Source organism: Hymenobacter daeguensis, from assembly GCF_054780555.1.
The window spans coordinates 325,440-345,682 of the sequence record NZ_BAAGWC010000001.1 but is presented as its reverse complement, the minus strand read 5'-3'; the positions used below and the strand labels follow the sequence as shown (position 1 = coordinate 345,682).

Annotated in this window: 23 protein-coding genes and 1 pseudogene; 8 read left to right on the top strand and 16 right to left on the bottom strand. The window is 64.5% G+C overall.

All coding sequences use genetic code 11. From position 1 onward, the window contains the following. The first annotated feature begins 5 nt into the window (after nucleotides 1-5). From ACYVHT_RS01545 to ACYVHT_RS01525, 5 genes are all read left to right on the top strand, one after another. Nucleotides 6-1,007, top strand: coding sequence for an alpha/beta hydrolase (locus tag ACYVHT_RS01545; RefSeq protein WP_460547238.1), 1,002 nt, complete (start codon nucleotides 6-8; stop codon nucleotides 1,005-1,007). Nucleotides 1,008-1,035: 28 nt separating this feature from the next. After that, complete coding sequence (locus ACYVHT_RS01540; protein ID WP_460547236.1) at nucleotides 1,036-1,509, top strand: Dps family protein; 474 nt, start codon at nucleotides 1,036-1,038, stop codon at nucleotides 1,507-1,509. A 142-nt stretch (nucleotides 1,510-1,651) separates the two neighbouring features. Then, nucleotides 1,652-2,446 (top strand): alpha/beta fold hydrolase, encoded by a 795-nt coding sequence (locus ACYVHT_RS01535; protein WP_460547234.1) that lies wholly within the window; start codon nucleotides 1,652-1,654, stop codon nucleotides 2,444-2,446. 36 nt (nucleotides 2,447-2,482) lie between these two features. Beyond that, on the top strand, nucleotides 2,483-3,286 hold the full coding sequence (locus tag ACYVHT_RS01530; protein ID WP_460547232.1) for an enoyl-CoA hydratase/isomerase family protein: 804 nt from the start codon (nucleotides 2,483-2,485) through the stop codon (nucleotides 3,284-3,286). A gap of 420 nt (nucleotides 3,287-3,706) precedes the next feature. After that, entirely contained in the window at nucleotides 3,707-4,381 is a 675-nt protein-coding gene (locus ACYVHT_RS01525) for an RNA polymerase sigma factor (RefSeq protein ID WP_460547230.1), read from the top strand. A gap of 345 nt (nucleotides 4,382-4,726) precedes the next feature. Here ACYVHT_RS01525 and ACYVHT_RS01520 read toward each other — a convergent pair whose 3' ends face one another. The 4 genes and pseudogenes from ACYVHT_RS01520 to ACYVHT_RS01505 all read right to left on the bottom strand — a co-directional run bounded on the left by ACYVHT_RS01520 (nucleotide 4,727) and on the right by ACYVHT_RS01505 (nucleotide 6,415). Next, nucleotides 4,727-5,083 (bottom strand): integrase core domain-containing protein, encoded by a 357-nt coding sequence (locus tag ACYVHT_RS01520; protein WP_460547229.1) that lies wholly within the window; start codon nucleotides 5,081-5,083, stop codon nucleotides 4,727-4,729. A gap of 21 nt (nucleotides 5,084-5,104) precedes the next feature. Continuing rightward, nucleotides 5,105-5,182 (bottom strand): annotated as a pseudogene (locus ACYVHT_RS01515) (hypothetical protein); the annotation flags it as partial. Between the two features lie 434 nt (nucleotides 5,183-5,616). Beyond that, nucleotides 5,617-5,856 carry a hypothetical protein gene (locus ACYVHT_RS01510; RefSeq protein WP_460547227.1) on the bottom strand — a complete coding sequence of 80 codons (240 nt, stop codon included), beginning with the start codon at nucleotides 5,854-5,856 and terminating at the stop codon, nucleotides 5,617-5,619. Between the two features lie 292 nt (nucleotides 5,857-6,148). Further along, a complete protein-coding gene (locus tag ACYVHT_RS01505) occupies nucleotides 6,149-6,415 on the bottom strand; it encodes a hypothetical protein (protein ID WP_460547225.1) in 267 nt (88 codons plus the stop codon). Between the two features lie 494 nt (nucleotides 6,416-6,909). Between ACYVHT_RS01505 and ACYVHT_RS01500 the strand changes: the two genes are divergently transcribed. Together ACYVHT_RS01500 and ACYVHT_RS01495 are read left to right on the top strand one after the other, a co-directional pair. Next, entirely contained in the window at nucleotides 6,910-7,269 is a 360-nt protein-coding gene (locus tag ACYVHT_RS01500; RefSeq protein ID WP_460547223.1) for a hypothetical protein, read from the top strand. 10 nt (nucleotides 7,270-7,279) lie between these two features. Then, nucleotides 7,280-7,789 carry a PAS domain-containing protein gene (locus ACYVHT_RS01495; protein WP_460547220.1) on the top strand — a complete coding sequence of 170 codons (510 nt, stop codon included), beginning with the start codon at nucleotides 7,280-7,282 and terminating at the stop codon, nucleotides 7,787-7,789. Nucleotides 7,790-7,854: 65 nt separating this feature from the next. Here ACYVHT_RS01495 and ACYVHT_RS01490 read toward each other — a convergent pair whose 3' ends face one another. Then, complete coding sequence (locus tag ACYVHT_RS01490; protein WP_460547218.1) at nucleotides 7,855-8,478, bottom strand: T9SS type A sorting domain-containing protein; 624 nt, start codon at nucleotides 8,476-8,478, stop codon at nucleotides 7,855-7,857. 212 nt (nucleotides 8,479-8,690) lie between these two features. Here ACYVHT_RS01490 and ACYVHT_RS01485 point away from each other — a divergent pair, with 212 nt between their 5' ends. After that, a complete protein-coding gene (locus tag ACYVHT_RS01485; RefSeq protein ID WP_460547216.1) occupies nucleotides 8,691-9,092 on the top strand; it encodes a hypothetical protein in 402 nt (133 codons plus the stop codon). 181 nt (nucleotides 9,093-9,273) lie between these two features. Here the strand turns inward: ACYVHT_RS01485 and ACYVHT_RS01480 are convergent, their stop codons facing one another. The 11 genes from ACYVHT_RS01480 to ccoN form a co-directional block, all read right to left on the bottom strand. Then, complete coding sequence (locus tag ACYVHT_RS01480) at nucleotides 9,274-10,143, bottom strand: universal stress protein (RefSeq protein WP_460547214.1); 870 nt, start codon at nucleotides 10,141-10,143, stop codon at nucleotides 9,274-9,276. Nucleotides 10,144-10,161: 18 nt separating this feature from the next. Continuing rightward, entirely contained in the window at nucleotides 10,162-11,262 is a 1,101-nt protein-coding gene (gene adhP / locus ACYVHT_RS01475; RefSeq protein WP_460547212.1) for a zinc-dependent alcohol dehydrogenase, read from the bottom strand. Between the two features lie 144 nt (nucleotides 11,263-11,406). Beyond that, nucleotides 11,407-12,351 (bottom strand): oxygen-dependent coproporphyrinogen-III oxidase, encoded by a 945-nt coding sequence (gene hemF, locus ACYVHT_RS01470; RefSeq protein ID WP_460547210.1) that lies wholly within the window; start codon nucleotides 12,349-12,351, stop codon nucleotides 11,407-11,409. A 48-nt stretch (nucleotides 12,352-12,399) separates the two neighbouring features. Beyond that, nucleotides 12,400-13,317, bottom strand: a complete 918-nt coding sequence (locus ACYVHT_RS01465; protein WP_460547208.1) for a universal stress protein — start codon at nucleotides 13,315-13,317, stop codon at nucleotides 12,400-12,402. Nucleotides 13,318-13,572: 255 nt separating this feature from the next. Further along, nucleotides 13,573-14,271, bottom strand: coding sequence for a sulfite exporter TauE/SafE family protein (locus ACYVHT_RS01460; RefSeq protein WP_460547206.1), 699 nt, complete (start codon nucleotides 14,269-14,271; stop codon nucleotides 13,573-13,575). A 3-nt stretch (nucleotides 14,272-14,274) separates the two neighbouring features. Beyond that, nucleotides 14,275-14,739, bottom strand: coding sequence for a FixH family protein (locus ACYVHT_RS01455; RefSeq protein ID WP_460547204.1), 465 nt, complete (start codon nucleotides 14,737-14,739; stop codon nucleotides 14,275-14,277). Between the two features lie 168 nt (nucleotides 14,740-14,907). Continuing rightward, on the bottom strand, nucleotides 14,908-16,317 hold the full coding sequence (gene ccoG / locus ACYVHT_RS01450) for a CcoG/RdxA/FixG family protein (protein WP_460547202.1): 1,410 nt from the start codon (nucleotides 16,315-16,317) through the stop codon (nucleotides 14,908-14,910). Nucleotides 16,318-16,474: 157 nt separating this feature from the next. Next, complete coding sequence (locus tag ACYVHT_RS01445) at nucleotides 16,475-17,347, bottom strand: cbb3-type cytochrome c oxidase N-terminal domain-containing protein (RefSeq protein WP_460547200.1); 873 nt, start codon at nucleotides 17,345-17,347, stop codon at nucleotides 16,475-16,477. Next, complete coding sequence (locus ACYVHT_RS01440) at nucleotides 17,344-17,658, bottom strand: hypothetical protein (RefSeq protein WP_460547198.1); 315 nt, start codon at nucleotides 17,656-17,658, stop codon at nucleotides 17,344-17,346. The genes ACYVHT_RS01445 and ACYVHT_RS01440 overlap by 4 nt, the downstream gene beginning before the upstream one ends. Continuing rightward, nucleotides 17,652-17,855 (bottom strand): hypothetical protein, encoded by a 204-nt coding sequence (locus ACYVHT_RS01435; protein WP_460547196.1) that lies wholly within the window; start codon nucleotides 17,853-17,855, stop codon nucleotides 17,652-17,654. The genes ACYVHT_RS01440 and ACYVHT_RS01435 overlap by 7 nt, the downstream gene beginning before the upstream one ends. 72 nt (nucleotides 17,856-17,927) lie before the next feature. After that, nucleotides 17,928-20,114, bottom strand: a complete 2,187-nt coding sequence (ccoN, locus tag ACYVHT_RS01430) for a bifunctional cbb3-type cytochrome c oxidase subunit I/II (RefSeq protein ID WP_460547194.1) — start codon at nucleotides 20,112-20,114, stop codon at nucleotides 17,928-17,930. Between the last annotated feature and the right edge of the window lie 129 nt (nucleotides 20,115-20,243).

Here is a 20,243-nt window from a genome sequence, read left to right as displayed (position 1 = left end):
ACACCATGAACGCATTCGCTGAAAACACCACCATTGCTACAGTGCGCGATTTCGCCACCGACCCGAACCTCGACCCGCAGGTCATCACCTTCCTCAAAGGCCTGAACAACGGCGGCCCCGGCCTCGAAACCCTCACGCCCTTGCAGGCGCGGCAGGTGCTGGTCGATGCCCAGGCGTCGGTCAATGTGGATTTGTCGGGCATTGAAGTAAGCCAGAAAACCATCACGCAGGACGGCTACACCGTGCCGCTGCACATCGTGCGCCCCACCGGCACCGCCGGTACGGAGCTGCCGGTGTTCATCTTCATCCACGGCGGCGGCTGGGTGCTCGGCGATTTTCCCACCCACCAGCGCATGGTGCGCGACCTGGTGGTGCTCTCGGGCTACGCCGCCGTGTTTGTGAACTACACGCCCACGCCGGACGCGCAGTTTCCGCAGGCCATCAACGAAATCTACGCCGCCACCAAATGGGTGGCCGAAAACGGGGCCGAAATCAACGTGGACGGCCAGAACCTGGCCGTGGTAGGCAACAGCGTGGGCGGCAACATGACGGCCGTCACCACCCTGCAGGCCAAGGCCAAAGGCGGCCCGCACATCAAGGCCCAAATCCTGATGTGGCCCATCGTGGATGCGAATTTTGAGACGGAGTCCTACCAGCAGTTCGGCCAGGACCGGTTCCTGACCACGCCGCTGATGAAGTGGATGTACGACATGTACATCGCCGACCCTGCCCAGCGCACCCAGATTTATGCCTCGCCGCTGCACGCCACCATCGAGGAACTGCGCGACCTGCCCCCGGCGCTCATTCAGGTGGCCGAAAATGACGTGCTGCGCGACGAGGGCGAAGCCTACGGCCGCAAGCTGAGCGCGGCCGGGGTGCCCGCCACCACCATCCGCTACAACGGCATGATTCACGACTTTGGCTTGCTCAACGGCCTGGCCGAGGTGCCGGCGGTGCGGTCCTTGTTCGTGCACGCGGCGGCCGAGCTGCAGGCCCGCCTCGGGTAATCTGGTCGGCTTTCACCGCGTATTTGTCATGAAAACCACCATCGGAATTTCTGCCGAAAACCGGGAAGTTGTGGCGCACCAGCTGGCCAAGTTACTGGCCGATGAGTTTGTGCTCTACACCAAAACCCTGCGGGCGCACTGGAACCTGGAAGGACCTGATTTCCACAGCATGCACCTGTATTTCGAGGACCTGTACCAGCAGGCCGCCGCTATGGCCGACGACGTGGCCGAGCGCATCCGGCAACTGGGCCACTACGCGCCAGCGTCGCTGAAAAGCTTTTTGCAGCTCACGCACCTGACCGAACAGGAAAGCAGCGGCAACGACAGCCGGAGCCTGATTCGCGGGCTGCTGCAAGACCACGAGAGTATTATCGAATTCATTCGGGGAAACATCGACCAGTTTCAGACCGCGCACCGGGATGCGGGCACCAGCGACTTCGTGACCGGCCTGCTCGAAAAGCACGAGAAAATAGCCTGGATGCTGCGGGCGCACCTGAAGTAAGCCCTGAGCGGAGCGGTTCGACGGGTTCTTATGCGTCACCATCCCGCTACCCATGAGTGGTTTTGCAGAGCCGCTCATGGGTAGCACCCCCGCTCGGATGCGCTCGCGAACAACCGCACTAAACACTTTTATCCTCCTTATTATGAAAGCTTTTCACGTCGCCCTGCTGGGCGCATTCAGCGGCATGCTGATGGCCGGTACTTCCTCAAAGGAGGCCACGCCAGCCAGCGCGCCGGCCGCCGTTACCGGAGTTAAAAACATTGTGCTGGTGCACGGCGCGTTTGCCGATGGCTCCAGTTGGGCCAAAATCATTCCGCTGCTCGAAGCCAAAGGCTACAACGTCATTGCCGTGCAGAACCCGCTTACCTCGCTGGCCGACGATGTGGCCGCCACCAAGCGCGCCATCGCCCTGCAAAACGGCCCGGTGCTGCTCGTGGGCCATTCCTGGGGCGGGGCCGTCATCACCGAAGCCGGCAACGACCCCAGGGTAGCGGGCCTGCTCTACGTGGCCGCCGGCGCCCCCGATGCGGGCCAGTCGTTTGGCGAAATGGCCCAGACGGCCCCGCCGCCCGCGGGTGTCAATGCCTACAAAGCCGATGCCGCGGGCTTCTATAGCCTGACCCGCGAAGGGGCCACCAAAGACTTTGCCCAGGACCTGCCGGCGGCCGAAAGCAAACTCATTTTCGTTACCCAGGGGCCGTGGGCCGCCCGCGCCGTGGGCGATAAAATCTCGGCCGCCGCCTGGCAAACCAAGCCCTCGTGGTACATCGTGGCCGCCGAGGACCGCATGATTAATCCCGACCTGGAGCGCACCCTGGCCAAAAAAATCAAGGCCACCACGCTTGAGCTCAAAACCAGCCACGTCCCCATGCTTTCGCAGCCGGCAAAAGTGGCCGCCTTCATCGGCGAGGCCGCCAGTAAAGTGGCGGTGCAATAAGTCCCGCCTACTACTAACCAAAACTCCCTGAATCCGATGATTTTCACCATCAACAGAATCAGCGCGGCTTACTGGAAAGTCGCGTTCAATCATCCGCCCCTGAACGTATTCGACGGCGAGTTTTCCCAGCAACTGATGCCGCTGATGGACGAGCTGGAAGCCAACGAAGACCTGCAGGTAGTGGTGTTTGAAAGCGCCAATCCGGACTTCTTCGTGGCCCACGCCGAGCTCATCAACCCCGCCGGCTATCCGAAGGGACTCGGCCGCACCGGCCTCTCGGCCTCGTGGCCCGATATTGCCAAACGGCTGGAGCAGGCCCCGTTCGTGAGCATTGCTCTCATTCGGGGCCGGGCGCGGGGCCTGGGCAGCGAGTTTGCCCAGGGCTTCGATATGCGCTTTGCCAGCAAGGAAAAGGCGATTCTGTCGCAGCCGGAAGTAGGCATCGGCACGTTTCCCGGCGGCGGCGGCCTGGAGCGCCTGCACCTGCTCACCGGCAAAGCCCGGGCGCTGGAAATCATCGTGAGCGGCCAGGACTACGACGCCGACACCGCCGCCCAGTACGGCTGGGTCAACCGCGCCATTCCCGACCGCGAGCTGGACGGCTTCGTGGAAAATCTGGCCCAGCGCATTGCCTCGTTCGATAAGGTGGCCGTGGCCGCCATCAAAGCCAGCCTGAACGAACGGGCCGTACTGCCCGACAACCAGCAGCTGATGGATTCGCAGACGCGCTTCTTCCAGTCGCTGGCGACGGCTCCCGTGCAAACCCGCATCAAGCGCCTGCTCGGCCAGGGCCTGCACCAGCCCGGCGACGTAGAGCTGAACCTGGGCAGATACCTCTAGCAACTGCGCGGCCCTGGCGAAAACGTTCGCCGGGGCCAGCCAGCATCACGGGAAGCTCCGCGCCGGTTGTCAGCAGTAGCTGCGACCAGTGCGGGGCTTTTCTGTTAAAGTGGTTGTACGCCCAGGCGTGGCTGGGCCAGCGGTAGTACAGCCTAAGCTGATGCCCAAGTGCCCTCCAAATAAGGCGGACTATCCCCACTATTTTGGAGACTCCAAAAATCGATTACGGAAAGTCAGCGACATCAATTCGCTTGTACTGACCCGGAAAGTGCCCTCGCAAGCCTGCAGAGGGCTTTTTGTTGCCCTTTCTTAGAAAGATGGCCGCCGTGGTATGACGATTGATTAACCACCTACTGCCGCCGATAGCCTCCTGTTCCTGCGGCACTGGTCAATCAATTCAACCATTTCCTCTTCAGCATCATGGCTCACTTCAACCCTTCTTTGTCGGTTACCGCTGATTTATCCTGGCCCATGGTCAATGGCTTCCCGCTTATAGCCAACAAAACGTACTCCGCCAAAGCCTTGCGGGACTTTGAGCTGATTCGGCGCATCATCGGCTTCCAGGATGAAAAGGCCTACCAGGAAATCTGGGATTCCTATCAGAAGCCCATCCGCCGCTTAGTGCAGCGGTTCGTCAGCCAGACCGATGCCGCCCAGGACCTTACGCTGGAGATTTTCGTGCGCGCATTCAAATACCTGCCCCGTTTCAAGCCAACGTTTGCCTTCAGTACCTGGCTGTTTCGCGTGGCCACCAATTGCTGCCTTGCCTTCCTTGAGCGGCGCCGCTTGCCGACGGTTTCCCTTCACGCCCCGCAAGGCAGCGGTGAGGAGACGTTCACGCTGGATTGCCCCGACCCAACTCCCCTTCCCTGCGAAATCGTGATGCAGGCGCAGCGTGCCGAACGGTTGCAGCAAGCCATTAAGGCGCTGCCGCTGAAATACTACCAACTGGTGCAGCTGCACTACTTCTACGAGTTGAGCTATGAAGAAATAGCGCAACGGCAGCGAGTGCCCGTCGGCACTGTCAAGGCCGGGCTGCATCGGAGCCGGAGGTTGCTCCAGCGGGCCATGCAAGGCGAAATGCACCGCATCTGACAGCCGTAGGTCCTGTGGCAGCACTCTTCAAGTGCATACATCCTCCAGCGATGCATTTGACCAGGGCTGCTCTGGCCTTCTGGCTCGTTATAAGTAATCTAATAAGCTAATATCAATGGATTTGCGAAAGCTAAGTAGTAAGCTCTTTTATTGCCGGTTAGTAATGAAATCATCGTTCAGTTTTCATTACATCATCAATAATTGGTTAAACAAAAGCTAAAGGGCAACCATTTGGTAGTGTCGAGCTAAGGCGTGCCAACATTAGTTGGCTGCACGCAAATGGGTCCAGAAAGGCACGCCATACTGGGCTTGGACGAGAATGGGTAGTAATGTGAGGTGGTCTAACTAATTCGGACAAAATTGGGACGTTGTTTGAAATTGCGCTTCGAAGTGGTTGGGGGCTTGGTAGCCGAGTGAAGAATGGCGTCGTTCGGCGTTATAAAAGGCGATGTGGTGGCTGATTTCCAGGCGCGCCTCCGCCACGCCAGGAAAGGAGCCGCCGTCGAGCAGCTCGGCTTTGAAGCGGCTCCAAAACGATTCGGCGTGGGCGTTATCGTAGCAGTTGCCGCGCCGGCTCATGCGCTGTAGGGCCCCGTGGCGGGCGAGTAAGTCCTTGAATCGCGTGGCTGTGTACTGGCTGCCTTGGTCGGAGTGCACGACGAGCCCGGCCGGCGGGCGGCGCACGGCCAGGCCCCGGCGCAAATCGTCGGTTAACGCTTCAAAGACACGGGCATCACGCCAGCGGGCCCACTGCTGGTAGCACGTGGCCCAGGGCGGTAAATGGTGGGGCAGGTAGCGCCAAGTGCATAGCGTAGGGCATTAAACAACTCGCGCAGTGGGTACTGGCGCTGGCCCGCATCTTCGCGAACCAGCAGTAAATACGGCAGTAAAAAGCTCCATTCGTCGTCCGTGACGTCAATGGGATAAGGGCGGCGAGTAACTTCCATCCCCGCTAATTCCGCTCACAAGTTCATAACACCGTCTAGACCGTGTTAATGACTTTCCAGCGAGTTGAGGCGGTTTTTCCGCCTCGCCGGAGTGCGCTGAAGCTATGTCGCAGGTCCATTGAGGCCGAGAAGATGCCGTAGCGGGCTTCTTTACGGCTCGACTGTTCTGCGGCAATGCTCAAAAGGCTCAAAAGTCATTAACACGCTCTAGACCACATCAGAAGCAAGTGCAGAAGTAGGCCGGAACGAAGCCCGGCCCCCCAGAGCCTGCTGATGCGCCAGCGATAGTCAGCGCACGCGGGTGGCCGGCGGGGAAGGATGCCGAATGCCGCGTCCGCGCTGGGCGCGTGCCGGGTTCACAAAGGGGGCTGCTCCGCCAGTTGGCGCAGCGAGGGTATCGAGCCCCGCCGTGGTGTCGGCTGCCGGAGCCGGGTGGTCGCCTGTAACGGGCTGGTCATTCGTGGAGATTGAGTCGCCGCAGGCACTCAGGATACCGGCGAGCAGCAGGGTAGCAAAGGGATGTTTCATTGCGGGAAGCAGGGACGTGCTGCTTCAACGAAGCCACCAGCCCAAGGTTGGCCGGGATTTTGGTGCCCGGGCAGGTGCAGGGCGCGTGGCTGCCGCAGCGGGTGCGGTAGTTTCAGGCGCAGGCACTTGGTCAGGGCCAGGCAAACCGTCCGGCCCGCTTCAGGGCTGAATGAGGCCAGGCGGGCTCGTCGCCGCCAAAACCCGGTGCGGGCTGAATCCACAAAAAAACTCCCCTGCGGTACATCCGGAGGGGAGTTTTTTTGTGTGGGCCGGATGAAATGGCGCGCGGCTATTAGTTCAGCCAGACGCGCTCGATGATTTCGAAGCGGTGCGGGGCAAAAGCGTTGAAATACGGCGCCTCACCCTCGAACCCCAGCACGTGCACGAGGTCAGTGCCTTCGGCCCGGCCTTCCGTGACGCGCACGGGATATACCTGCCCCGCCACGGGCCAGTCCCCAACGTGCTTGGCGGGGCGGTTGTCGTCGTCGACGCACACGGCATAATCGATGAAGGGCGCGGTGCGGGTGGCTTCGGCCAGGGTGTGGTTAGCTACTTCCATAAGTTTAAAGATAGAACAATGTCCAACCACATTGGCTGAAAATTGGTGCAATAACCCGGCCTTTCGATGCAGCGGCGGCCATGCCAGCCGGCGTGCAATGTATTTTTTGCCTGGTAGCTGGCTGTAAGTCAGGTTGTTGTTTTTGAAAGCTTATCCCGGGCACTCGGGCACACAAAAAAAGGCCGCTGCCTTGCGACAGCGACCTTAAAGCAGCGGGCCCAGCCTGCCGGTGTCTACCCCACCGGGTCAGCCGAAGCCACGCAGCACGAGCAGGTCCTTCCTTTCCACATTTCCAACTCGTGCGGGGTACTTATGGGGCAAATATACGATGGTAAATAATGTAGGTACAGTGAAGATTGGAAATTTCCAGCCAACATGACTCCTTCCCTGTGAAAAAGCCGGCTTGTGCCAAGCGAAGGAGCTTTGCCGGAGGCGGGCCGCTGGCAAGTAAGGGCCGGGTAAATACCTTTGCGGCCGTTTTAACAGAATAGCTTATGGCAAGCACGCTCGTTGATGTCAACTTACAGGAGTTCCCCGATGCGTACCTGAGCGGCACGTGGCGGGTCGAAAACCGGGCATTAAACCGCGCTTCGCCCTCCGAGCCCCTGGCCCGGGCCACGCACCTGCACCTGCAAGCCGGGGGCCTGCGCCTGGACACCCCCGGGGCCCCGGTGGAGGGCGGCTGGCGCGTGGAGCGCGACCCGCTGCTCAGCCGCCCCTACCTGGAGCTCATCGTGGCCGGAGAGGCCGTGCGGGCCCTGATAACCCGCCTGCGGCGCTCCCTCGACGGGCACTACCAGGCGCTGGTGCTCTATTTTCAGTCGGGCCTGGAATTGTTTCTAGTACAACCCTAACTTCGTTGGTATGCATACCACTACATCGGATGTTGAACGCCTGCAAACTGCCGTAGATGCAGCAGGTGTAGGAACCTGGGACTTCAACCCCATCACGGGCGCGCTGGTATGGTCGGCACGCTGCAAGGAAATATTCGGCTTCCCGGCAACGGCGCAGGTCAGCTACGAGGACTTTCTGGCCGGCATTCATCCCGATGACCGCGCGGCGACCGATGCCGCCGTGCAGCACGCCCTGGACCCGGCCGGACCGGGCATCTACGACATCGAATACCGCACCCGCTGGCAGGAAAACGGCCCGCCCCAGTGGGCCCGGGCCACGGGCAGGGCTTTCTTCGATGCCGGGCGCACCCAGGCCCAGCGCTTCATCGGAACCATTACCGACGTGACCGACTACAAAGCCTTGCTCGACCGCGTCACGCGGGCGTATGAGGAGCTGGAGATGAAGGTGACGTTCCGCAACCTGGAGCTGGAGCGCGAAGTGCGGCAACTGCGGGCGCAGGTAGCCGCCCAGGGCAACTAGCCCAGGCCAGCGCCGCGCCTGATGCGGCCGCTCCGGCAGCAGGAGCAAAACCCGGCCGAGGAGCATTAATCCACCACCAGGCGGGCACTGGCATCGGCGCAGCGCACCAGGTAGAGCCCCGGGGGCAGGCCGGCCACGTTTAGCGCGGCCGTGGTGGCCTGGGCGGGCAGCACCTGCTGCCGCACCGTGCGGCCCAGCGCATCGAGCACCTGCACGGGAGCCGGCCGGGCCAGCGGGACCGCCAGGGCCAGGGTGGTGCCGGCCTGAGCCGGATTGGGGGCCAGGGTCAGCGTCCTGCCCGGGGCTTCGGCGCGGGTGGCCAGCGGGCCGGCCGTGGTGAAGGTGAGGGTGACGGGCACAGCGGGGTAAGTGGCCGGCCCGGCGCCAAGCGCATTGATGCACAGGCGGGTAACCTGCACCGTGACCTGCGTGGCCGGGGGCAGGCCGGCCAGCTGCACCGGCGACGAGCGAAAGTTGGTAAGGATGAGGGGCCCGCCCACGTAGGAGTAGCTGACGGTGGCGTAGGATGCGTCGGTGGTGCCCGCCGGTGTGAGCGCAAAGGTGAGCGTGGCGGAGCTGGCAGTGACGTTGGAAACGACCAGCGCCGTGGCGGGCGCGCAGCTTTGCGCACGGGCCCGGCCTGCGGCCAGCAGCACCAGCACGATGCACAGGGAGAAATGTGTTTTCATGAGAACTGCCTCAAAATCGGACTGGCTAAGGGATTGAAAACCAAGGTAAGAAAATTAGTGCATAACCAGGCATGGGCCGGGGATGTGGTGGCTGGCAGCGGGGGCAACGGCTGCCGTGAGCGGGACTTGAATAAGATTGAATGAAATAATTATGGGATTTAACGACTATTTAATTAGCTTTGGCTAATCAAAGTATTCCTCCCTGGCCCATCGTGACGCTCTCGAATTTTTCTCCCCAGCTACACTATGCGGGCCCGCGCCCCAATCCGGAGATGACCTGGGACTTCAGGCTATGGAAACACCAGGTGCGTCTGGCCCTGGGCAAATTGTGCGCGCTGGACTTCCCCAGAGGGGCCTGTGGGGCCGAAGCCAACGATGCCGGCTTTCGTGCCGCTATCCGGGAGCTGTACGTGGAAAGCCATTTCACGGAATTCCTGGCTTGTGAGGCGTGGCGGCAGGCCGGCCTCGACGAAACCACCGGCCGGGCCCTCTTCGCCCTGCAGCACCAGCTCAACGCCTACGACGAGCCCGATACGGATGCCGCCATTGTGGCCGACCCGGCCTGGTGGGCCATTCTGGACCTGGCCCTGCCGCTGGTGAAGCGGCTGAGCTGAGCACCAACAGCAGCCCGACGGAAGTGGGCGCGGGCACCCGGGCCGCGCCGTGGTGGCAACGCCCGGCCTCCTGCTCGTGGCGCTCATCCTGGCCAGGATGAAAACCAATGCACCGCTCAGGCGGCAAAAGCCCCGCAAACAGCTGTTTTCAGGGCTTTTGCCGCCTGAGTACCTGCTGCGCCTAGCCCAGCTGGAAGGTGAGCACCGGCGGGAAAGCGTGCGTGGCCACGTTCTCGGCAATGCTGGCCTGCAGAAAGCGGCTGAGGCCCGTGCGGCCGTGCGTGGGAAGGAGCACCAAGTCGGCCTGCACCTGCTGGGCATAGCGCGGAATGCCTGCGCTGGGGCTGCTGGCCGTGAGCACGGCGGGCTCGTAGCGGCCCAGGTGGTGGCGGTGGGCGAAGGCCGCTATGGTATCCAGGGCGGCCTCGGCGCGGTCGGCGTGGGCTATCACGCAGAGCAGGTGCAGCGTGGCTTCGGGGAAAAGGGCCTGGAGGCGACGCACCTCCGGCACGGCCCGGTCGGCCTCGGGCGAGAAGTCGGACGGGAAAACCAGGGTTCGCACCTCGAACGCGCCGGCCGGGTGCTTCACGGCCAGCACCGGACAGGGAGCGGTGCGTACCAGCCGCTCGGTGTTGGAGCCGAAAAAGAAATGCTCGGTGGCCGAATGGCCCTGCGCCCCAATCACCACCAGGTCGATGCCCTGGTGCCTGATGACGCTTTCGATGGCTTCGGGCAGGCGGGTGGCCTGCACCATGTCCTTCACCGGCACGCCAGGGGCCGTTTCAGCCGCCTCGGCCACGAGGCGGTGCAGGCGGGCCCTGGTGGCTTGCAGGAGCTTGACCACGTACACATCTTCCAGGCTGGTGCTGCTGTTGGGCAGCTCGGTGCCGCCCACCGGCCCGCCGTAGGTGCTGAACGTAGCGGTTTCGGGCAGCTCAATGGCATGTAGCAGCCATACGCACCCGCCGGTGCGCGCCGCCAGCCGCACGGCCACCTCAAAGGCATGATGTGCTTCGGCCGAGAAATCGGTGGGAACCAGAATGTTTTTCATGATAAAGCGGAAAAAAGGTCAGACGTAGGATTCGATGGGGGCGGGGGCGCCTTGCCGGGCGACGGCCGGGGCGGCGGCCGACGGAGCGGGCAGGCTCATGTCGAGCACCACGCGGCCCGCAATGGTGCCGGCCTTCATGGCGGCCAGCACCTGGTTGATGTTTTCGAGCGGCTCGCAGCGGAAGTGCACCTTCACCTGGCCGCTGGCGGCCAAGGCGAGGCTTTCGGTGAGGTCCTGGCGAGTGCCCACAATGGAGCCGCGCACGGTTTTGCGGGCCAATACCACGTCGAAGATGTTGAGCGGGAAGCTGCCCGGCGGCAGGCCCACCAGCGCCAGCGTGCCGTGGCGGCGCAGCATGCTCACGCCCTGGGCAAACGCCGGCTGCGACGGCGCGGTGATGAGCACGCCGTGCCCGCCGCCGGTGGCCCGCTGAATAGCCGCCACGGCCTCTTCCCCGGCGGCGTTCACCACTACCTCGGCCCCCACGGCTTTGGCCAGGGCCAGCTTGTCGGCCTGCACATCCACGGCGGCCACGCGCATGCCCATGGCTTTGGCATACTGCACGGCCAGGTGGCCCAGGCCGCCCACGCCCGACACCACGACCCACTGGCCGGGCTTCACCTCGGTTTCCTTCAGGCCCTTATACACCGTGACCCCGGCGCAGAGGATGGGCGCGGCCTCCTGAAACGAGAGGTTATCGGGGAGCAGGCCCACGTAGTCGGGGTCGGCCAGCACGTATTCGGCGTAGCTGCCGGGCACCGAGTAGCCGGTGTTCTGCTGCCGCTCGCAAAGCGTTTCCCAGCCCGTGAGGCAGTATTCGCAGTGCCCGCAGGCGGTGAAGAGCCACGGCACACCCACCCGGGCACCCACCGGCACGGCGGTTACGCCTTCGCCCACGGCCACTACCGTGCCCACGCCTTCGTGGCCCGGAATGAGGGGCAGCCCGGCCTTCACCGGCCAGTCGCCGTCGATGGCGTGCAGGTCGGTGTGGCACACGCCGCAGGCCGCTACTTTCACGAGGATGCGGCCGGGCATCAGGGCCGGTACCGGCACTTGCTCAAGCTGAAGGGGCTGGCCGTAGGCGCGGGCCACGGCGGCTTTCATGGTGGTGGGCAGCATGGGAAATGGGGCTTAAATGGGAGAAAAAGGCCAGGCACAACCGGCGCGACCCTGACCCGAAATAACCAGCCCCCGGCGGGCGAAAAACTGACGAGCATCAGGCCACGGCGTGCTTTTTGTCAGGTGGCGCGCGGGCCGGAGCGGCTAGGCCGGCACCGGGTCCAGGGCCAGCCAGTTCACGCCCTGGCGCAGCCATTGCTGGGTGGCGGCTTCGGGCGAGCCCGGCGCGGGCTGCTGGTTGTAGTGCCACTCGGCCTGGGGCGGCAGGCTCATGAGGATGCTTTCGGTGCGGCCGCCGGTTTCGAGGCCGAAGCGGGTGCCCCGGTCCAGGGCCAGGTTGAACTCGGCGTAGCGGCCCCGGCGCACTAGCTGCCACTGCTTTTCGCGCTCGGTGTAGGGCAGGTCGGCGTTCTGGCGCATGAGGGCGCTGTAGGTGCGGCCATACAGCTCGCCCACGTCCTGCACGAAGGCGAACAGCTCCTCAAACAGCCCGTCCTTGCCCACGGTGAGGCGGTCGAAAAACAGGCCGCCCACGCCCCGCGTCTCGCGGCGATGGGGCAGGTAGAAATACTCATCGGCCCACTGCTTGAAGCGCGGGTAGTAGCTGCCGTCGTGCCGGGCGCACACCTCGTGCAGCTGCTCGTGGAAGCGGCGGGCCTGGGCCACGTCCACGTAGATGGGCGTGAGGTCGAGCCCGCCGCCAAACCAGGCTTCGCCGTTGCCGGCCTCGAAGTAGCGCACGTTCATGTGCGAGATGGGCACCCGGGGGCTGCGCGGGTGCTGCACCACGCTCACGCCGGTGGCGAAGTAGCGGCGGTCGGGCATGAGCAGCTGGCGGGCGGCGGCCTCGCTCATCTCGCCACACACGGCCGAGAAGGCCACACCGCCCTTTTCCAGCACGTCGCCGTGCTGCATGACGCGGGTGCAGCCGCCCCCGCCGCCCGCGTGGGCCCAGTCGTCGCGGCCAAAGCGCAGGCCGCTGCCGTCGGCCGTTTCGAGGCGGTGGCACAGCCAGTCCTGAAACTGGCGCATCCAGTGCTCCACCACCGCGCGCGGTGGGGCAATGGGCAAGAAGGTGGAAGTGGTCATGGCAAGAAAGCAAAAGCGGTGGAAAAAAGCATGAGAAACCGGCCCGCCCTACACCCACGGCGCGGCCTGGTAGGCGGCGCGCAGGCTGGCTCCGGGCTGGGCTTCGCGGCCCAGGCGCTCGGCGCAGCGCTCGCAGCAGGCGGTGGTGGGCACGGGCGCGGCCGGCCGCAGCACCAGCAGCGGAATGCGGGTGTGGTAGGCGCTGGTGGTGCGGTAGCAGCCATCGAAGTAGTGGAGCAGCTCGGCAGTGCTGCCGGGCGCGATGACGAGCAGCTGGGCCTGGGCCCGGGCGCAGAAGTCGCCGATGCCTTCGAGCGGGGCGTCGTCTTCGAGCAGGTGCGACATCGTCTGGGGCCAGCCCAGGTGAGCGGCGGCCCGGCGCAGGCCCTGCAGCAGCTGGCGGCGGCGGGGCCGGTCGGTGGGGGCGTAGAACTGCACCAGGTCGAGCGGGGCGGGGAAGGCGCTTTCCAGGGCGGCCAGGCGGGGCAGAATGTTCAGGCCCAGGGTGGTGAAGCTGGCACAAAAAGCCAGGCGCGTGGGCAGGCTGCGGCGGCCGGGCGGCACCACCAGCACGGGGCAGCTCACCAGCGCGGTGATGGCGGCGGCGTGGTTGCCGGGGGCCTGCTGCCGGCCGCAGTCGATGTGCTCGAGGCCCATCACCAGCAGGTCGGCGGCGCACATAAGGGCTTCAGTCTGCACGTGGTCGTGCAGGCAGCCGGCCAGCGCCCGGTAGCGGTACTGAATGCGGCGGCCGTCATGGCGGGTGAGCTGCTGGTAGCGCAGGCGCTCCACCAGGCTGCGCAGGCGCTGCTCCTCGGCCAGCAGCGCGGCCGGGGTGGCCTCGGCATCGGGGTGGCAGTAGAGCACCACCACTTCGGCGGGCCAGCGCACGGCCAGCTTGTTGGCATAGGCCAGGGTGGCTTCGGCGGCGGCGGTGTGGTCGAGGGGAACGAGGATGGTTTTCATGAAGTGGAGCAGGTGTTTGGGCGAAGTAGGAAGCTGTTTGGTGAGGGGCGGAGCGTGTTTGGGCAGAAGAGGATGCTGTTTTACCTTCGGGAGCGGGTGTTTTGCTTTGGGGAGAAGGTGTTTTGCCGTTGGGCGAGGGTGTTTTGCTTTGGGGCGAGGGTGTTTTGCTTTGGGGCGAGGGTGTTTTGCTTTGGGGCGAGGGTGTTTTGCCTTTGGGAGCGGGTGTTTAGGAAGTGGTGACTACTGTTTAATCTCTCAATGGCACCAGTGCACCGTAAGCGGCGGCCGACTGACGGGCATCGCCGCCGCGCTCAGCCGCGGGCTCAGGTACGGAATGCCCAGCCCCAGCCCGCGCACGATGAACAGCCCGGCCAGCAGCGCCGCCGTGTAGGGCACGGCCCGCCGCATGCGGGCGCGCCAGGCCAGCGGCACCAGCCGCCCGCTCAGGCTCAGGCCCAGCATCAGCGGCAGGGTGCCCAGGCCGAAGCTGGCCATGTAGGCCGCCGCGCCCGCCACGCCCGGCGCGCTCAGCGCCCCGGCCAGGGCCAGGTACACCAGGCCGCAGGGCAGCAGGCCGTTGAGCAGGCCGGTGGCGTACAGCGCCCGCGCCGAGGGCCGCTGAAACAGCCCGGCCAGGGTGGTTTTCACCCAGCCCAGCGGCCGGCGCAGGCCCAGCGCGGCGGCCAGGCGGCCGGTGTAGGGCTCCGGCACCGCCACCAGCAGCAGAATCAGCACGCCCGACACAATGGACAGGCTTTGCTGCACGCCCGCCAGCCGCAGGCCCTGGCCCAGCAGCCCCGCGCCCGCCCCCAGGGCGGCGTAGGTGCTCACGCGGCCCAGGTGGTAGAGCAGGCGGCCGCTGGCCCGGCCCGGCAGCGCCAGGGCCAGCGCCCCGCACATGCCCACGCAGTGGAAGCTGCCCAGCAAGCCAAACAAAAAGCCGGTCCAGCGCATGGGTTACCTGATGGTGAGTTCTTTTTCGAGGAAATACGGCTGGCCCCCGGCCGTGAAATCGAGCCGCGCCCGCCAGTGGCCGGGCTGCATCCGGGCGGTGCTGAACTGCTGGCGGCCGGCTTGCAGCGGCAGGCTGAAATCGAGCTTTTGGTTGGAGGGACGGAAGAAGTGGAGCTGCCCCTGCACGGCCTGGCCGGCCAGCGCGGGCGGCAGCTGGAGCCGCAGCTGCCGGGCGGCCGCATCGTACGTCAGCTCGACGGGCGCGGGCAGGGCGGCGGTGCGGGCCACGGTTTCCATGCGCTGCTGGTAGGCCAGCTCCTGCTGGTAGTAGTCGGGGCTGACGAGGTCGACCGTAGTGCGCAGGGCCTGCTGCACCATGAAGCCGATGTAGCCGGCAAAGAGCACGAACACGGCCATGATGGCGTAGGGCCAGCGGGTGCGGGAGGTGGTGGTGGTGGGAGTCAACATCGGGAAGTGGAGTATGCTCCGGTCCGACGCCGGAGGCGTCGGACCGGTTGGCGTGAAGGGCGGCCGAGTGGGCATCATCAGGGGCATCCGTGCTTTGCTGCCAACCCCGGCGGTGCGGACGCCAGCGAACGGCAACCGGTCGGAAGCCTTCGGCTTCGGACCGGCCACTCATTGCGCCGGGCCCAGAAACTTGGTGCTGGCCTCGGCCACCAGCCGGCCGTGGCTGAACAGGCCGATGCGGAGTTGTTGGTTGGTGTGGTGCAGGGCCGGGCGGGGCAGCTCGGCGAAAAACACGCCCTCGGCAATGCCCTGGGCGGGCAGCGTGAGACCGGCGCTGCCCACCAGCGAGATGCGGCCCTGCGCCGGCTCCAGCACGCGCAGGGTGATGGGGTAGGGCCGGTTGGTTTTGTTGATGACGGAGATGTTGTAGAGGTTGGTGATGGTGCCGTGGTCGGTTTTCTGGAAGAGCTGGCCCGGCGTGCGCAGCACCGTGGCCGCCACGTTGGCCCGCGACACGAGCAGGCCCGTGAGCACCAGCAGCAGCCCGGCCAGCACCCCCGACAGCGCCTTCACCCGGCCCGTGAGCCGGAACCCGGTGCCGGTGGCAATGCCATTGACGGAGGCGGCCCGAATCAGGCCTTCGGGCTTGTTGACGAGGGCCATGATGCTGTTGCAGGCATCGATGCAGGCCGTGCAGTTGATGCATTCGAGCTGGGTGGCGCCGTTGCGGATGTCGATGCCGGTGGGGCACACCTGCACGCACTGGCGGCAGTCGATGCAGTCGCCGGCGGTGCGCGCCTGGTTTTTGCGCAACTTCTCGCGGGGCTCGCCGCGCCGGTAGTCGTAGGCCACCACCAGGCTGTCTTTGTCGAGCAGCACGCCCTGCAGGCGGCCATACGGGCACACAATGGTGCACACCTGCTCCCGAAACCGGGCAAACACGGCATAGAACACGCCCGTGAACAGCGCGAGGGCCGCCAGCCCGCCCAGATGGGCCGTGGGCGCGTCGGTGATGATGTTGACCAGTTCTTCGGAGCCGATGATATAGGCCAGGAAGGTGTTGGCGATGACGAACGACACCAGCAGAAACAGCGCGTGCTTGGTGGCTTTGCGCCAGAGCTTGTCCCAGTTCAGGGCGCGGCGGTCGAGGGCGCGTTGCTGGGGCGCATCGCCTTCCAGCCAATACTCAATGCGGCGGAACACCATCTCCAGGAAAATGGTCTGGGGGCACACCCAGCCGCAGAACACCCGCCCATACACCACCGTGAACACAATGATGAACACCAGAAAGGTGAGCATGGCCAGCAGCAGAATGAAGAAGTCCTGGGGCCAGAAAATCTGGCCGAAGATGATAAACTTCCGCGCCGGCAGGTTGAGCAGCAGCACCGGCAGCCCCCCAATGCGCAGCCACGGCCCGGCAAACAGCAGCGCCAGCAGCCCGTAGCTGAGCAGCTTGCGGTAGCGGTAAAGCCGCCCGCCCGGCTGCCTGGGGTAGAGCCACACCCGCGCCCCGGCCGCGTCTATCGTGGCGATGGCGTCGCGGTAGGAGTCGTTGGGGGTGAAGTGGGTGGCGGGCATGGAGTTGGATTGGTTGCGACTTGTTATGCTGGAATCAGCACGTCATGCTGAGCTTGTCGAAGCATCTCTACCGCTTCGTTGAATTGATTACTTGCGCGGTAGAGATGCTTCGACAAGCTCAGCATGACCGTTCTTTTTGGGGTTTCAGGCTGCCGTTCTACAGCCGCGCCAGCGTCTTCGCTGGCGCTGCCTTCTCGCCCTGCGGCGGCTTGGCGTTGGCCGGTTTCGAGCCCTGCAGGCTCAGGATGTAGGAGGCCACCTGCAGTATCTGCTTGCCCGAGAGCTTGCCTTTCCAGGCCACCATGCCCTTGCCGTTCACGCCGAACTTGATGGTTTTGTAGAGGTGGTTCACCTCGCCGCCGTGCAGCCAGTACTCGTCGGTGAGGTTGGGGCCGACTTTGCCCTCGGCATTGGCGCCGTGGCAGGGCGCGCAGTTGGTGGCGAAGAGGGTTTTGCCGCTGCTCAGCTCGGCCGGCGCGGTGAGGGCCGTGTAGGTGGTGAGCTGGTTGGGGTCGTCAGAAGTGGTGGAAACCAGCAGGGCCGCCTGGCGCATTTCGGCCACGTATTCGGCGCCCTGCAGCGGGCCGGTTTTCAGCACGTGGTAGTAGGTGAGGTAGCACCCGGCGAAGATGGCGGTGAAGGCAAAGCCGTATTTCCACCACGGCGGCAGGTCGTTGTCGAACTCGTGGATGCCGTCGTAGTCGTGGTCCAGCAGCTCGTCGCGCACCTCGCCTTTCACCAGGCGGGCATCGCCCACCAGCAGGCCCAGCACCCGGCCGCTCCAGGTGGCGTGCACCGTGGGCAGCGCGTAAATCTGGCGGAGCTGGGGCCGCATCCAGGCCAGCAGGGCGATGAATAGCAGCCAGAACACCAGCATCACTAGCACCAGCGTGCTCACCAGAAACCAGAGCAGCGTTTGCGACTGGCCCGCGGGGGGCGGGGCGGCGGTTTCGGCCGCCTGGGCCAGGGCGGGACGGGCAGCCAGCAGTGCCGCGCCCACTGCGTATAGCGCTAGGCAGGGGCGTCTCATGCGTACACTTCCTCCTCAATAGCGGTTTGCACCGGGGCTTTCTGGCTGGCCACGGCCGGGCTGGCCGTGGCGGCCTCGGCGGCGGGGGCCTGCGGTTCCGGCTGCGCCCCGAGCCGGTGTCGGGCTGCCGATGTCACCGAGCCGGCCGTGATGATGGCCATGAGCAGCACCACGCCGGCGGCCCACCACACCACCCAGCTCAGCACGGTGGTGGGCGTGGGACCGGCCGTGGCGGCCGGGGATTGGGCGGCGGCGGCAAAGCCGGAGAGCAGGCCCAGGAAAGTCAGCGAAAGGGAGCGGAGGGTTAGCATAAAATGTCGTGGTTGAGGTTGGCTTGGAGGGTTTCTTCGTCGTCGAGCAGCGGGAGCTGGCTCATGGTGTCGATGTGGTGGCGGCTGGCCAGCAGCACGAACCCGGCCAGCCCCAGAAAAAAGAGAAAGAAGATGGTGAAGGAGATGACGGGGTAAATCGCCACGCCGTCGATGGATTGCAGGACGTTCTTTTCCATGGTGTCGTAGCGCGGACTTTTAGTCCGCGTCTTGGCAGTGGTGGAGGTTGAGTCGCGGACTAAAAGTCCGCGCTACTGTTTCACTTTGATATCCGTGCCCAGGCGCTGCAGATAGGCAATCAGGGCCACGATTTCCTGGTCGGGCAGCACCTCGATTTCCTCCTTTTTCAGCTCGGCCACAATGCCTTGGGCCTGCTGCCGGGCGTCGTCCACGGCCACCTGGTCGAAACCGGCGGGGTAGGGCGTGCCCAGGTTGCGCAGCACTTTAATCTTGGAAGGCAGCAGGCTATAGTCGATTTTCTGCTCGAACAGCCACGGGTAGGGCGGCATGATGGAGCCCGGCGACATGCTGGTGGGGTCCAGCATGTGGTTGTAGTGCCAGGAGTGGGGGTACTTCTGGCCCACGCGCTGCAAATCGGGCCCGGTGCGCTTGCTGCCCCACAGAAAGGGCCGGTCGTACACGTACTCGCCGGCTTTGGAGTACTCGCCGTAGCGCTCGGTTTCGGAGCGGAAGGGGCGCACCATCTGGGTGTGGCAGTTCGAGCAGCCCTCGCGGATGTAGAGGTCGCGGCCCTGCAGCTCGAGCGGCCGGTAGGGCTTCACCGAGGTGATGGTGGGCACGTTCGACTTCACCAGAAAAGTCGGAATCATCTCCACCGCCCCGCCGATGAGGATGGCCACCGTGGCCCCCACGGCCAGTTGGAAGGGCCGGCGTTCGAGCCAGCGGTGCCAGTGGCCGCCCTGCAAGTGCGGGTCGAGGGCCTCGGCCAGCAGCGCGGGGGCCTGGGCTTTCTCGTTGACCAGCAGCGAGCCGGCCTGGGCAGTTTGGTAGAGGTTGTACATCAGCAGAAACACGCCGCTCACGTAGAGTAGCCCGCCCACGCCGCGCAGGTAGTACATGGGCACCAGCTGCAGCACGGTTTCGAGGAAGTTGGGGTATTGCAGCATGCCCTCGTTGTTGAACTGCTTCCACATCAGGCCCTGCGTGAAGCCGGCCCAGTACATCGGGATGGCGTAGAACAGGATGCCCAGCGTGCCCAGCCAGAAGTGCGTGGTGGCCAGCTTCTTCGAATACAGCGGGGTTTTATACAGGCGCGGCCACAGCCAGTAGAGCATCCCAAACGTCAGGAAGCCGTTCCAGCCCAGTGCCCCCACGTGCACGTGCGCCACAATCCAGTCGGTGAAGTGCGCAATGGCATTCACGTTCTTCAAACTCAGCATGGGGCCTTCGAAGGTGGCCATGCCGTAGGCCGTGATGGCCACCACGAAGAACTTCAGCACGGGCTCTTCGCGCACTTTGTCCCAGGCACCGCGCAGGGTGAGCAGGCCGTTTATCATGCCGCCCCAGCTCGGCGCAATGAGCATTACGGAGAAGGCCACGCCCAGGCTCTGGGCCCAGTCGGGCAGGGCGGTGTAGAGCAAGTGGTGCGGCCCGGCCCAGATGTAAATGAAAATCAGCGACCAGAAGTGGATGATGCTCAGGCGGTAGGAGTAGATGGGCCGCTCCGCCGCCTTGGGCATGAAGTAGTACATCAGCCCCAGGTAGGGCGTGGTGAGGAAGAAAGCCACCGCGTTGTGGCCGTACCACCACTGCACCAGGGCGTCCTGCACGCCGGCGTACATCGAGTAGCTTTTCAGCCAGCCCACGGGTATTTCCATCGAGTTGACGATGTGCAGCACCGCTACCGTCAGGAACGTGGCGATGTAGAACCAGATGCCCACGTAGAGGTGCCGCTCGCGCCGCCGGGCAATGGTGCCGAACATGTTCCAGCCAAACACCACCCACACCAGCGTGATGGCAATGTCGATGGGCCATTCCAGCTCGGCGTATTCTTTCGAAGTCGTGAAGCCAAACGGCAGCGTGGCCACCGCCGACACGATAATCAGCTGCCAGCCCCAGAAGTGCAGCCGGCCCAGCAAATCGGAGTACATCCGCGTCTTGCACAGGCGCTGCAGCGAGTAGTATACGCCGGTGAAAATGCCGTTGCCCACAAAAGCGAAAATCACCGCATTGGTGTGCAGCGGGCGGATGCGGCCGAAGGTGGTGAAGGCCGTGCCCATGTTCAGCTCGGGCCGGGCCAGCTGAAAGGCCGCCAGCACGCCCACCAGCATCCCGATAATGCCCCAGATAACGGTGGCAATGCCAAAGTCGCGGACAATCTGGTTGTCGTAGTAAAAAGTTTCCACGCGCCGCTCAGTCGCGGGGGGAATCAGGGGCGTTCGGGGCGCGGCAGCGGGAGCTAACGGTTCGGCCTGCATCGTCGGAGAAGTGAGTTATTTACTTCCCCAAAGGTCCTGGCGGGCCGTTTTCACGGGTCTGACGAAAATCAGGCGGGTGGCTGATTTTCGTCAGACGACGCCTCCCCGGTCCGACGGCGCAGCCGTCTG